This is a genomic window from Pontibacter qinzhouensis (genome assembly GCF_008017455.1).
GTDB classification, from domain to species: domain Bacteria; phylum Bacteroidota; class Bacteroidia; order Cytophagales; family Hymenobacteraceae; genus Pontibacter; species Pontibacter qinzhouensis.
This window is the reverse complement of the sequence record NZ_VRTY01000138.1, coordinates 1-12,666: the sequence shown is the minus strand read 5'-3', so window position 1 is coordinate 12,666 and position 12,666 is coordinate 1. Positions and strand designations below refer to the sequence as shown.

Annotated in this window: 10 protein-coding genes and 1 pseudogene; 4 read left to right on the top strand and 7 right to left on the bottom strand. The window is 42.0% G+C overall.

The genetic code is table 11. The features are described from left to right. Positions 1-67 precede the first annotated feature (67 nt). The 6 genes from FVR03_RS22250 to FVR03_RS22225 form a co-directional block, all read right to left on the bottom strand. Complete coding sequence (locus FVR03_RS22250; protein WP_147923986.1) at positions 68-1,000, bottom strand: ComEC/Rec2 family competence protein; 933 nt, start codon at positions 998-1,000, stop codon at positions 68-70. A gap of 625 nt (positions 1,001-1,625) precedes the next feature. Continuing rightward, the gene (locus FVR03_RS22245; RefSeq protein WP_187270266.1) at positions 1,626-2,000 is read right to left on the bottom strand and encodes a mCpol domain-containing protein; all 375 of its coding nucleotides are present in this window, start codon (positions 1,998-2,000) and stop codon (positions 1,626-1,628) included. Next, positions 1,993-2,625, bottom strand: a complete 633-nt coding sequence (locus FVR03_RS22240) for a Cap15 family cyclic dinucleotide receptor domain-containing protein (RefSeq protein WP_147923984.1) — start codon at positions 2,623-2,625, stop codon at positions 1,993-1,995. Before FVR03_RS22240 ends, FVR03_RS22245 begins: the two co-directional genes overlap by 8 nt. Before the next feature lie 1,027 nt (positions 2,626-3,652). Continuing rightward, positions 3,653-3,880: a hypothetical protein gene (locus FVR03_RS22235; RefSeq protein WP_147923983.1), complete on the bottom strand. Its 228-nt coding sequence runs from the start codon at positions 3,878-3,880 to the stop codon at positions 3,653-3,655. A 44-nt stretch (positions 3,881-3,924) separates the two neighbouring features. Then, complete coding sequence (locus FVR03_RS22230) at positions 3,925-5,763, bottom strand: AAA domain-containing protein (protein ID WP_147923982.1); 1,839 nt, start codon at positions 5,761-5,763, stop codon at positions 3,925-3,927. Position 5,764: 1 nt separating this feature from the next. Beyond that, positions 5,765-7,630, bottom strand: coding sequence for a putative endonuclease domain-containing protein (locus FVR03_RS22225; RefSeq protein ID WP_147923981.1), 1,866 nt, complete (start codon positions 7,628-7,630; stop codon positions 5,765-5,767). A gap of 311 nt (positions 7,631-7,941) precedes the next feature. On the opposite strand from FVR03_RS22225, the gene FVR03_RS25055 reads away from it, so the two are divergent. The 3 genes and pseudogenes from FVR03_RS25055 to FVR03_RS25255 form a co-directional block, all read left to right on the top strand. Beyond that, positions 7,942-8,073: a hypothetical protein gene (locus FVR03_RS25055; RefSeq protein ID WP_255474361.1), complete on the top strand. Its 132-nt coding sequence runs from the start codon at positions 7,942-7,944 to the stop codon at positions 8,071-8,073. Continuing rightward, on the top strand, positions 8,060-8,707 hold the full coding sequence (locus FVR03_RS22220; RefSeq protein WP_147923980.1) for a hypothetical protein: 648 nt from the start codon (positions 8,060-8,062) through the stop codon (positions 8,705-8,707). Before FVR03_RS25055 ends, FVR03_RS22220 begins: the two co-directional genes overlap by 14 nt. 266 nt (positions 8,708-8,973) lie before the next feature. Beyond that, a pseudogene (locus FVR03_RS25255) lies at positions 8,974-9,138 on the top strand (hypothetical protein); the annotation flags it as partial. 1,147 nt (positions 9,139-10,285) lie between these two features. Here FVR03_RS25255 and FVR03_RS22215 read toward each other — a convergent pair. Further along, entirely contained in the window at positions 10,286-11,425 is a 1,140-nt protein-coding gene (locus tag FVR03_RS22215; RefSeq protein WP_147923979.1) for a DUF3800 domain-containing protein, read from the bottom strand. 276 nt (positions 11,426-11,701) lie between these two features. On the opposite strand from FVR03_RS22215, the gene FVR03_RS22210 reads away from it, so the two are divergent. Then, positions 11,702-12,400 carry a recombinase family protein gene (locus FVR03_RS22210; RefSeq protein ID WP_147923978.1) on the top strand — a complete coding sequence of 233 codons (699 nt, stop codon included), beginning with the start codon at positions 11,702-11,704 and terminating at the stop codon, positions 12,398-12,400. Positions 12,401-12,666 lie beyond the last annotated feature (266 nt).

Here is a 12,666-nt window from a genome sequence, read left to right as displayed (position 1 = left end):
TCACAAATCCGCTCATCCTAAGTGGCGCCGCTTGGCCCGGAACGGTGGCGCTGCTTGCCCGGAATATTCACTCGTAATTCTTAACATAAAAATTAATGTCAATTCCAGAAATATCCAAGACTACATAGCCAGCTTGATTGTTTGTAATTCTAATTGAATCTTTATATGAGTCATATGCCAAATGCTTCGAACTTGCATTTCCAAACAAAGTTACTCTTGGTTTTAAAGTTTTTAAAAATTCATAACTTCGCCCAGAATCCCTGCCATGATGGGGGGCAAACAAAACATCCACATTGGTCACTTCTTCCTTAAAGTTCTCTAGAATATATTCCCAAGTCACATCTTCACTATCACCTGCAAATAAGATTTTCCATGACTTACCATTTGCCATAGGAGGAGAATAAAGAAAAACATATGAAGAGTCATTCCAATTCTCTTTCCTATTACATTCTTCAAGTATTTTTGGTGTCGGTGATAATATCTTTATGTTATCTTCTTTATAAAAAGAATTTACTCTATTGGCAAAATATGTTAATCTTTTAATACCAGTTTTTTTCCCGTCTCTGATGTTTTTATAAAATTTCCAGTCATCTATATTATATCCACCATAGTTTAGCTTATTAGAAATCTCTTTTCTATTATTAGTATCCCAAACATTAATAATATTAAATTCTGTAAACAAATCTTCAATTCCATCAAGATGGTCCATATCTGGATGAGTGATAATGAACCGAAAAATTTCTGATTTCTTAATTTTTTCTTTAATATATAAAATTGGATTATCAGGAGTAAGCTTCTGTTTATAATCTACTTTATCAGATGGGACCATTGTTCTTAACCTTCTGTCTTCCCTTTCTCTTGATACTTTAACTTTTCTTTCTTCATCAGTATCATAATCATTATAAGCATTACTTACATCAATTACAGTCAACCTTCCAGAGTTATGTTGAATAATGTTACAGTCCCCTTCAAGGACATTTAAGAAGTGAATTATTGCCATAGGTTCTTGATAGTATCTTTTTTTGCATTACCGTCAACTACTGTGTAAATGTAAACATACGCTTATCTGCTGTATGTATAAAGAATGGTTGAGGCCGTTTCACCGTTTTTCTAGACCTTTTACATAGCTTCTTCAACATAAGCATTTTCAGAAGAATTGTTGTGAAACAGCCACAGCCATTTTACAAGTACAACATTTGTAGAGGGGCTAGAGCCAGTTGAAATTAGGCAGCAACAAGGCCTTTGCTCTCTTGTTGCTGCTGAATAAGATGGTCCTGAAGCACCCCTTGATTAAACCAGTTCCAAACACATTTCACCCAGAGTCCAAACTAAAAATAGCGCCTTCTTTCAAAGCGCATCTGCGTTATTATTTACCCGGCTGCAGTTCTTTGCAGCCAAAGCAACAGCACCACCAAATGCTTTTCAAATTCAATTCAAACGAAAATCAGAACGAAATTAGCGGCTTGTTGCTCAGTGTTGCTTGCGTTGTTGCTAGTCTCCCGAAAAGATGGGATTCATAAGACAGGAAACGATGAGCAGTGGAGTTTTTAACTGCTTGTTTGATAAGAATAGTTTAGTGGTCTACTCCATTTATCTGTCAAACTTATCAGTACCTATATCCATTATTAGCTATTGCTGTTCTCAATTACTGTGTCTTTTCCAGAAACTTTGGCAACTCTTAGGTTGTACATGCATTCAGGGATAGAAGAACCTACACCAATGCTCAAAGAGAATCCTGTTGTTGATTTAAACTCACTTTTAATTTTTTCTAAGTAATTAAAATCATAATTATCCTTTTCAATCGAAAATAAAATATCATCACATCCTCTCATAAGAAGTGCGGTTGAGTCTAATCTGTTGATTTTGTCTAAGATTAAATTAATACCTTCTTGAATCTTATGATGTGTATTTTGAGCCTTTCTATAATCTGCCTTTAACAAGGCTAATTCAATGCTGTCTCCAGCATTGTCTACATCTAATCTGATATACAATTTATTCACCACTATTCTTCAACAATTTAGCATCATTAAATGAATCTACTATTTTTTTAGAAATAAATGAAACATCAATCTTCCCGTTTGTCTTTTGGTTGCTCCAATATTTACCTTCTAACTTTCTGGGTTTAGATTCTATCAGCCTAAGCTCAGTTGCTCCCTCTTGAAGAACTTCATTATCATCTTGGCTTGTTTCTTTGCGATATAGATATGCTACATTTTTTAATCCAGTTTCTTTTTTAAGAGATAAAGTTTCCGAATATGAAGTTCCAATAAATGAAGTAGTGAAAGTTGTAAAATGAATTCTCAAAAAGCTTTGCCTTATTACGATGTAAAATTCTATATCCCCTATTCTTTCTCCATTTTTATCCCTCCAATCTGACTTCAATATTCCAGACCATGTGCCGCTCAAATTGGGTCGGTAAAAAATCTTATTTAACCCCCACCATTTCCATCCATATGAAAAGTAGAATACCCAAAAGAAAGTTGTAGTAGAAATACCAAAACTTAATGCTCTTAATCCATCGGATAAATTAAAACTCTTACCTAAAGTAATGATGTAAGCTACTCCTATAGCTGTTGCTAGGGCGATTGAGATAGATATAATTAGTTTCAGTTCATCTTTCTTCATTGTATTTATTTGTTCAGTGACTTTCTTCAACTCAATAGTATTGGGTATGCCCACTTTTGGCGGCGTCAAAAGAAAATAGCTCCTAGCATTTTCTCTACTGGTTAAACACTTATTGGCTTTTTTGTTCTAGAACTGCAGGAGAATAAAAATCAAATAAGTTCTATATCTTTATAAAGAACTGAAGTTGAAAGATTCCTGCTCCACCGTCCTCTCCTATTTTTTCAGTTAACCCCTATGAAGCACAAGTTAGTGAAGAGGCTGAAATAACTACATATATCATTCATAAACTTAAAGCATGCCAACCATAGCCCCAAGGTGCTTATAGCATGCATCGCAACTACTCTGTTTTGCTAGAGTAATGGATGTTCCACGGCAAAATAGGAGCTATGAAAAAAGCTAGAACGTCCGTTGTTAAAATTTATTAATTGATGAGATAAAAGCAGGAGGTGTATTGTAAAATCAAACCACCCGTGCTTCTTGTAGCACTTTACTATTATAAATGATTATTAATTATTATGTTTTAATTATTACTTATTAAGTAATAATTATTATTCTGTATATGTCTGATAATTAAGTTACTCAGCAAGCTTTAGACAGAGAATCTCACCTGTGTCAGATGGAAGCCAAGGGAGTTAAGCCACTTGAATGACTGCCTTTCTCAAGCCGGTTTTTATAAAATGGCAAATTATAAAACAATCAATTTAGTGATTTTGCTTAGGTAAAGACTTGCGCTAAGATCTGACAGTAAGCGCAATTTGTATCAAAGTCAGAGCTTCTCTACCGTCCCGGCTACTCATCCCACAAAAAAAATCTAGGACTTGGTTGGTGAGACAGCAGCGCGGGATTTCTTGATCCTTATAGGCTGTGTTCGTGGCCGCTTCCGGCTATGACCTCCTGAAGCTCATTTTATCGGCCGTTTTAGGAGATCACATTACAGCAAATACGACAGAATTTCTTATATTGAATTAGATAGCAGGAGTAGCATTTTGCGTTCTGGCTTTTGCTTGCCGCTTGGTTCAATTCTATTTTAAAAAGAACTTCTTGCTTCTGATGAAAACTTTTGAATCTCTGATAAATCTTTTTCTTCGGAAAAGTTGTCCATTAAATCTTCAAATTCTGGATAACCCTTTTCCCATTTTCCTTGACACTTAATAGCTGTAAAGTTATCTTTTTTTCCACTTACACAAATTCTGTCGTATTTAATATCCTTGGCAACAAAATCATTTGCTGATCTTTTGTTTGAATTCTCTGTCATGATGAAATAGTTTTCATTGTTGAATAATATTAAGATGTTCTCTCTTACCATTCATCTTCGACAGTCTGGTTTATTTCAAACTTTGTTGAAAGTGAGAAATATCGTTTAAAGACGTCAAGACTGTCTTTTATGTCTTGATATTCTTTGCGGTCTTTTAATTCATCATCTATAATTTCAAAAACCTTGTAGTTAGCGATTACAAAACATTTCTTTATTGCTCTTGTAATGGCCACATTCAATCTGTTTGGACTGTAGAAGAAGTCTAAGCGTCTCATAGATTCAAGAGGATGGGAGTTGGCCAAGCTATAGATGATATAATTCCTCTCTTGCCCCTGCATACTATCTACTGTATCTACAAACAAGGTCTCAAATGGCTTGGATATAGTTTTTGGAAGCACTTTTATAACCTCCTTTTTGATTTCCCTCACTTGTGCTCTGTATGGCGACATAATACCAATGTCATTAATTTTCACACCGTTTTGTAAGAGGTCAGAAACTAATTCTGCAACAAGCTTTGCTTCGTGAGGAGAACGACCATTTGCATCAAAAACATTGTGCAGTATTAGTTTGTGAGGATCGCTATTTAATATTTCAGGATGGTTTTTGCATTCATATCGTGAGTTATCCTCTTGGGTAGATGATGCCGATTGAAGCTGATTTTCATAAAATAAAGTGTTCGGTATTTTTATTAGCGACTTATTTAGCCGGTAGGATGTATTTAACAGATTTATTTCATTGGGATAAATGCGTGCCAATTTGCTAAAAATGGATTCGGCAAACATTTCATTATTTGAATCTTTTGGAATAATGGGGTCAAGTTGTTTGTGGTCTCCAACAAAAATGTATTTTCCTGTCCTGTTCATTGCTGCAATGGACAACGGGATACTCAATTGCGATGCTTCATCGATGATACACACATCAAATTCCCACCCGTCAAGTTTTTTACTCCCAGGATAACAAAGCGAATAGGCTGTTGAACCAATAGCGATACCTTTTTGGCTGTAGTTGGTATTATTTATATAGCTGGAGTATGTTACTCGAGATTTCTTTGTTACATATTGGTTCTCTTGTACCTCTTTATTGCTTGCTTTCTCGCCAATCTTAATCACCTTGTTATTGTCTTTAACTTTGGAAGCAACAGCATTTAAACAGTTATTAATGGCCGTATGGGTTGGAGCTGTAACGAATACTTTTAACCCACAATCAATAAGTTGCTTAGCGATGTTTCCAATGGTTTCGGTCTTACCGGTTCCCGGAGGACCTTGAATAATGCAAAAATCACTTGCATTTATGGCGTTCAGATAAGCTGAGTTTTGCGAATCGTTTAAGTAGCCTATTCTTTGAGAATAGGCTTGAAAGTTATTTCTGGTTCTCCCGTTTAAGATGCTATCAATTTTACGTAGCGTTGTTTCATTATTTTTTAAAATATCAGCAGCAATTTTTAGAAGTTTCGTACTGATGTCAGTATTTACTGAATTTATATCCCAATTATTTTTTGGGTAGTTATTGCTATCAATGCAGCAATGCTTAACATTGAAATCGTTGGGTTTAAGAATAAAGTTTTCCGTACTATCTTCTTCAATATCCATTTCAAAGCGATGAGAACCGTTACTCAAAACAACTGAGCTGCCTTCTTTAAATTTTGAGATATTGTTGTCACAAAAAATCTTTACGGACGAAATGTACTTTTGTGAACCTGATAGAGGATAGCACCACTGATTTGGCAAACCATCATAGAAGTCAAATTCAACTCGCAGGTTAGTCATAGTAACACCCTTGGCAACCCTTTCATCTAAGGGTGTTTTCTTTTGCTCTTCAAAATCCTGAAGATTTTTAGCTAATTCAATTTCAATTGCAGCCTGGAATTCTTTCAATACATCCATATCAGATTTTCACTTTTATTGAGTTTAGAATTATATTGGTTTCTTTCTTCATAATGGGTACATCCACAATATGGTAGTTAGAATAATTTTCGTGCAACACAACTAATTTCATTGAAGATATTTTCATCGAATACTCTGTTTCAACTATATGCTTGTAAATGTTCTGTTGAAGACAGTATTTGTTGAAGCTTGAATTATCCAAGGAGCTTAATTCAGATAAAGCGTAACCAAATCCGAAAATTCTTGGACGACCATCAATGATTAGTTTTTTACTTCTTTTCCAGTCAAGCATCACATATTCGTCTTTGTTATTTTTTTTGAAAAGACAGTCAATTGTACCTGCGACATTATACTTGTTGGAGAAAATCATTTTTTCAGCATCATAGAATATGAGGTTTCTTTCCTTTATTTCTTTGTTGTAAAAATCAAGATACAACTCAAACTCTTTTGAATCTGAATCAAATTCGGTTCCCTTTAGGAAGTTTTCGATTTGATTATGCAGGAATGTTCCTTTCTCGGCTGCTTCATCCCGCATAATAGTGAATTCATCAAATACATCTTCCTCTGTTCTATTCTCTTCTTCAGCCTTTCTTTCAATATATCTTTTAAGGTCGAACGGGAAAAAACGCCCAATCAATGTTGTTACGGATATATACTCTGCATTACCTGTCTCATCTTTTGGATGAAGGTATTTGTGAGCCTCTTCATCAAATGCAATATTGGTATTCCAATTATCAAATTTGAATTTTTTCGTTCTTTCAATTACCCTTTCAATACTTTCAGCTTCTTCGGTATCAATTTCTATTTCCTTATAGCTGTATTGTTTTTGGAATCGATCTATTCCAAGGTATCTTTCTCTATAATAAAATTTTTGCCATTGAATACATTGGTTATAATCCCACTGGTTTTCCTTCTCGTATTTCACATCGTTGTTGAAGTCACGATTATAAATTGAACTAAGGACATTCTTTATATATTTAATGCACTGATTTGCTTGACAATGGACTTGCTTCTCACTGAATCTTATAACAATCCATCCGCTTTCGGTGAAAAACAAATCTCTGATATTATCTTGCTTAACTTCATCTTCAGGATTTATATAGTGTGTAGGGTATCTGTAATAACCGTCATAGGGTTCATCAATTTCAATGTCGATATAGAGATTAAGGCTTTTATCAAACAAAACAATGTCAGGTTCATACGGCTCATTAAAATTTGGTATAACCAAATGAACATTGTTATCTAATTCAATGTCAATTATATTTTGCTTAAGTTGACTGTAGAAGTCATTCTCCTTATATCCTTTTTGATTTGAACGACCCTTCCTTGGGAGTTTCAGCCTTGAGTTTTGCTTTGGCATTTTCACTACAGGGTACTGGTATTGTCCCTCCTGTGCAAAATGATTATTAGGGTTAAATTTTATTCTTAAATCTTCTGTTTGTTCCCGATTTGGCTCGGACTTAATGATTTGTTTGGTGAACTCTTGTGGTGGTCGTTCCTGCTCTTGACGTGGTGCTTTTTTTTCTGATTGCTGTTGTTTTTTTTCTTTATTTGGTGGGCCTGGATACTCTTTTTGAGGCCATTCTTTTACCGTAAAAGGTGATTCTCTTTCGGTTTCCTGTATCGATTTCTCAATATAAATTTCTATGGGTTCCTTTACTATTGGTTGGGTGTTCTTTTTGTGGAACTCCTTTATTTGTTTTTTCGATAGTTTATATTTCGCCCAATCTTGTTTTATTTCTGTGAAGAACTCGATCTTCTTTTCTTTGGTTAACTCAGCAGGTGATTTAATACCATAAAGTCTCATCTTCTCTAAAAAGAAGGCCCTATACTCTTTCTGTAGTTCTGATAGCTTTCTTTCGTTCATTTAACTTTATCTTTCAAAGAGAATTTATTCTTTAATGTAAAGTAAAACAGTGCATTGGCATCAAAATAGTTCTTTTGGAAACTTAGGTTATGTGTAGGTTTTTTCACGGTATGCAAGTGTGATATTTTGTGCGTTTGCTGTTCACTATTTAGTTTCTCTTTTCCTGCCTTTATGTAGCAATTTGTCTGTTGTGTCGTTTTTATTACCGAATATACTATATATCCTCTTCAATATCTACAAAATGAGGTTTCATTTAATGCCAGAACCAATGCCTTGGCTTAGCTCATACCTTCACAGCTCAAGTAAACAAAATGGTGCTTTTCTTTACTAATCCGGAACAGGTGCAGCGACAGGTGAATTACTACGTCCGCCGTTACGCCAACTCCGTCCAGGAGACACAGCAGGAGCTAATTAGCCTGGCTAACCTAAGTGCCTTTCGATGACCGTGCTAACACGCAGGCGAGCCTGGAGGACGTTTCTATGGTGTTAGTGCAGGACCACCTCCGGGAGGTGGCAAGTAGGCTGCAGGAGTGGACGGAGCAGCGTAATAAAGTGGAAGTGCTGGAGCAGATGCTATTGGTGGAAGGACCTGTAGAGAACCGCTTCCCACGAAATGTGGCGCTGATGATGTTCAATGAGCATCCGGAAAAGTTCTTTCCCGCTACATGGGTAGATGTGGTATACTTTCCTAAGGGTGAAGGAGACCCGGAGTACATAGAGTTCCCCAGGATAACGGGCCCAGTGCCTTCCATGATCCGTAAAACGTTGGAATTGCTACAGACTAATTTTCTTAGGGAGAAGGTTCTCAAGCAGCCGAGAAAGGCCGAAGCCGTGCGTGTGTGGAACTATCCTTACGCTGCCCTGGAAGAGGCTGTGGCCAACGCCTTATCCCACCGGGACTACTTGGTAAGGGAACAAGTGGATATTCGGGTTAGCCCCAACTTCATTGTCCTTCTTAACTATGGTGGTCCAGATCGCTCCATTCACCAGGAGGACCTGAATAGTGGCCGCATCAGGCCCCGGCGCTATCGCAACCGCCGTTTAGGCGATTTCCTAAAAGAGCTAGATCTAACATAGGGCAGAGCTACTGGTATCCCTACCATCAGAGGGGTACTGGAAAGTAATGGCTCCTCTACGCCTACTTTCCGAGCGGATGATGAGCGTACCTTTTTTGAGGTGGAGATATTTTGCCATCCGGCCTTTATAGAGAGTAGCTTAGTCGAAAGCGACCAAGCTAACGACCAAGTTGGCGACCAAGCTAAAAAAGAGCTGGAGCCAGCACATTTAAAGGTCTTAAATTATGCTCTAAAACCAGCTAAGCGGAAAGCTATTTAGAGGAGGGTTTAGGCTTGGCTAATCACACAGACAATGTGAGACGCTATATCGAGCCTTTAGTAGAAGCAGGCTTATTAGACAAGACTATCAAAAACCGCCCCAGCAGCCCTTTGCAGCAATATGTTACCACAGAGAAAGGACAGAAACTGCTTGAATATCAAGAGAAACAGTAGTTCATTTAACATGAAATAACTTATTGGATTCTCCATCTACGCTAAGATATGTTGATGCCGTGCCTTGATGATAGCTCCACCAGCGCCTCACTCCTGTTGCAAACTGCCCTTACTAATCTATCAGCGTCATTCGTGGCAAGCATGTAATACTGAATACATGAACTACCTTATTTAGCTTTTCGCATATAACCATCACACGAATTTGCCAATATGCATTCTTGCTTAGCTCTATTTGTCAAGTTTTATAACCTAAAAACTTGACAAACAGATTATCTTCTGAAGCGGGGGTTTATATAGCAACAGCGCGTGACATAGGAAGCCATACAGCAGCATTCCCAAATAATCAGGAAGAAATAAGCAGGAGCATACGGCAGCAGAATCCCTGCTGCCGTTAAATGATTAATAATTATTATGTTTTAATTATTGCTTATTAATTATTATGTACTAATTATTAATCAATAATTATTATAGTGTATATGGCTGATTATTAAGATACTATGCAAGATTTAGACAGATAAATCCACCTGCGTCAGATGGAAGCAAAGGCCTGGATAGGAGTGCCAGCCTTGGCTGGGGTTTGCGGCCTTTGCCTGTTCCTCTTCCCAGTGCCATGCAGGATCAAGAGAATCCGGGCCATCTTGCCGGAACGCTTCTATGGCATTCTCCTTCTCGTCCTGCCACTCCTGGTCCCACTCAGATTCAACTTTTAGTCTACTTGAAAGGGAAATAAAAAATAGCGCCGTATTCCAGCTGCCTAACCAGTCTCTCTGTTGTTTTCCTGGGAAGAGCTCCCCATGCTCCCGCTGGAAGGCGAGGCTCTGCCTGTCTTTTATCTCCAGAGGACTTTCCTGTTCTCCCTGGTAGTAGGTACCTCCCTTTTCAATAGTCCATCTTTATTTCCCTTATGTAGAAAGCTTTTTGGCCTGTATTCAAGTGCTCATAGGAATGGAAGCTGGACATAAAGTATGGCCTCCTGACATCAACAGCCTGCACACTTTCAAGGCCGGAGAGTAGCTGCTGTATCTAGCCGACTCTCCCTGGCAGGCTTCGCCCCAACGTAACTCTGCGAGACAAAGGAAACAGAACGATGCTGAAGGAAGGAAAATGGACACCCTGTGGAGACTGAAGCCCAGGCACGGCGCGCCTGTCAGTGAAGCCTGTCCAGCAGCTTGCGGAGGCCGGCGTACTCCGGCTCCTCCAGCACGTTGAGCGCCCCCCCGGTCGCCAGCTCCAGGGCCCGGTGGCACTGGCCCAGCCGGCCGAGCATCGGCTGTATCTGCTGGTTGTAGTAGTTGAAGAAGCTGTAGACGTCCCTCGTGGAGCAGGGCAGCTTGTAGCCGGCGGCGGAGGAGACGATGAGCACGCCCTCATCCCGCACCGGCCCCACCACGAGCGAGCGGAAGCGGTGCTCGGTGAAGTGCTCGTATTTGAAGGAGTTGAGGTGCTGGAGGAGCTCGTGGGTGTGGATGTAGCGGGTCCGGTAGTTGTAGGTGAAGACCAGCAGCAGGTACTCCACAAAGGCCACCCGGCTTTTGGTGACCGGGTCCTCGCTGCCCCCGTGGCGCTCCAGGTAGCCCCGCGCCCGCAGCAGCGCGGCCGCCGTGACGGCCTCGTCCTGGGCGTCCGCCTGCACGCTCTCTGAGTCGACGGTGTAGGGCACGTACGCCTCCGGCCAGCGCCCCACCCCCACGCACCGGCCGGCCAGCTCCCGCTCCACATCCACGGCCGACAGGCCGGCATGGAAGCCGTTGAGGCTCTGGCCCAGGAGAGCCGCCAGCTCCAGCAGCGGCTCCCCCTCCCCGGTGGAGAAGGTGAAGGGCGCCGGGGAGAAGAGGTCCACCCGGTGGTTCTCCAGGATGTAGCGGCGGAAGCTCTCCATGAACTCGGGCGTGCCCAGCTCGCTGGCCACCACGCTCAGGTCAGGGAGGGTGCGGTAGAGGTTGTTGTAGATCAGCCCGGAGAGGAACTTGTAGAAGGTGCCCCTGTAGGAGAGCGGCGACTTCTGGTGCAGCTTGCGCTTGTCGACCAGCAGGGCGTGGAAGGAAAAGTCCAACTTCCGCAGGCCCCCCAGGAATTCCCTCAGTTGCACTATTCCGCTTTCCCCCTCCGCAAGGGCGGGCCTCCCGCCGGGGAGGTGCCGCTCCCGGAGACGGAGGAACCCCTGCTCGACCTCCCTCCTGCTCTCCTCCTCCACGAGCACCGCCGTGACGGAGAAGTGCGTGCCGCCGGGGGCGTCGAGGGAGAAACCGTGCGCCCCCGCCTCGCTTACAAAACCTACCTTGGCCATACTCTATTATATATAGTGTCGCTGACTGCCGGGGACTGTCCCCGGCGGCGCTAGGAAGATACTAATAATAGTGTCATTCCCCATAGGTTGGCTAACAGAATTGGGAGATGCCGTTTTGTCAGTGTGCCGTCACCGGGCTTTACACTTCTTGAACGCTCGTTTAAAAAGCGTAATATCACCGAAAAAGCCGTACCTTGCAGCCTCATTCACCGCTGCCGGAGACAGGGCGGCATCTTCAAATCTCACCCTGTCTCCGGCAGCGTCTAACGTCTTAGCATGAGTCTGGAAGGAAAACAGTACATCGCCTACCTCAGGGTCTCCACCCAGAAGCAGGGGCAGAGCGGCCTGGGAATGGAGGCCCAGCAGCACGCGGTCCGGAACTTCCTCAAGCCGGGGGACGGCATCGTGACGGAATACGTCGAGGTGGAGTCCGGCAAGAAGGATAACCGGGTGCAGCTCCATGCAGCGATCGGCCACGCCAAGCGGGTCAGGGGAACGCTGCTGATCGCCAAGCTCGACAGGCTCAGCCGTAACGCCGGCTTCATCTTCGCCCTCCGGGACAGTGGGGTGGACTTCGTCTGCGTCGATATGCCGGATGCCAACACCCTCACCATCGGTATCTTCGCGGTGCTGGCCCAGCACGAGCGCGAGCTGATCAGCTCTAGGACGAAGGCGGCGCTGCAGGCCAAGAAGGCGCAGGGGGCGCAGCTCGGCAAGCCGGAGAACCTCACGCCCCTGGCCAGGAAGAAGGGGGAGCTCGCCCGCAGGGAAAAGGCGGCGGTGAACGAGAACAACAGGCGGGCCGCGGCGATGATCGAGTCGCACCGGGAGAAGGGCATGGGCTGGGCTGCTATAGCCCGCCGGCTGAACGAGTCCGGCCACAGGGCCAGCCAGGGAGGAGGCTTCCAGGCCACGCAGGTGCAGCGCATTTACCGGCGGCTGGCAGTAGGAACAAGCGTCAATGGAAGCCTATAGGAGGGACGGCAGAGAAGCAATTCAGGCAAAAAAGGGTGAGGCGGACAAATGTGGGGATGAGGTTGACAAATTCTTTTTTTTAACCTATTGTCTCCTCGTATATAGCTTTATAAGTGGGAGAGGCATTTATTACTACGTAGGAGATATATTCTTCCCGGGCAAGCAAGTGAAAGAACAGTAGTTTTTGGCTTTGCTCCGAGACTGTAAATGGAACTGTGTCAAAGCGTTAAATTTAATAACTTAGCTTAAAGACAGTTACCATGGAC

What these genes read in the sequence shown, in the direction of transcription:
- FVR03_RS22235 (WP_147923983.1), bottom strand. Translation starts at nt 3,880, where the DNA reads ATGACAGAGAATTCAAACAAAAGATCAGCAAATGATTTTGTTGCCAAG.
- FVR03_RS22215 (WP_147923979.1), bottom strand. Translation starts at nt 11,425, where the DNA reads ATGGCCAAGGTAGGTTTTGTAAGCGAGGCGGGGGCGCACGGTTTCTCC.
- FVR03_RS25055 (WP_255474361.1), top strand. Translation starts at nt 7,942, where the DNA reads ATGGTGCTTTTCTTTACTAATCCGGAACAGGTGCAGCGACAGGTGAAT.
- FVR03_RS22240 (WP_147923984.1), bottom strand. Translation starts at nt 2,625, where the DNA reads ATGAAGAAAGATGAACTGAAACTAATTATATCTATCTCAATCGCCCTA.
- FVR03_RS22225 (WP_147923981.1), bottom strand. Translation starts at nt 7,630, where the DNA reads ATGAACGAAAGAAAGCTATCAGAACTACAGAAAGAGTATAGGGCCTTC.
- FVR03_RS22250 (WP_147923986.1), bottom strand. Translation starts at nt 1,000, where the DNA reads ATGGCAATAATTCACTTCTTAAATGTCCTTGAAGGGGACTGTAACATT.
- FVR03_RS22210 (WP_147923978.1), top strand. Translation starts at nt 11,702, where the DNA reads ATGAGTCTGGAAGGAAAACAGTACATCGCCTACCTCAGGGTCTCCACC.
- FVR03_RS22230 (WP_147923982.1), bottom strand. Translation starts at nt 5,763, where the DNA reads ATGGATGTATTGAAAGAATTCCAGGCTGCAATTGAAATTGAATTAGCT.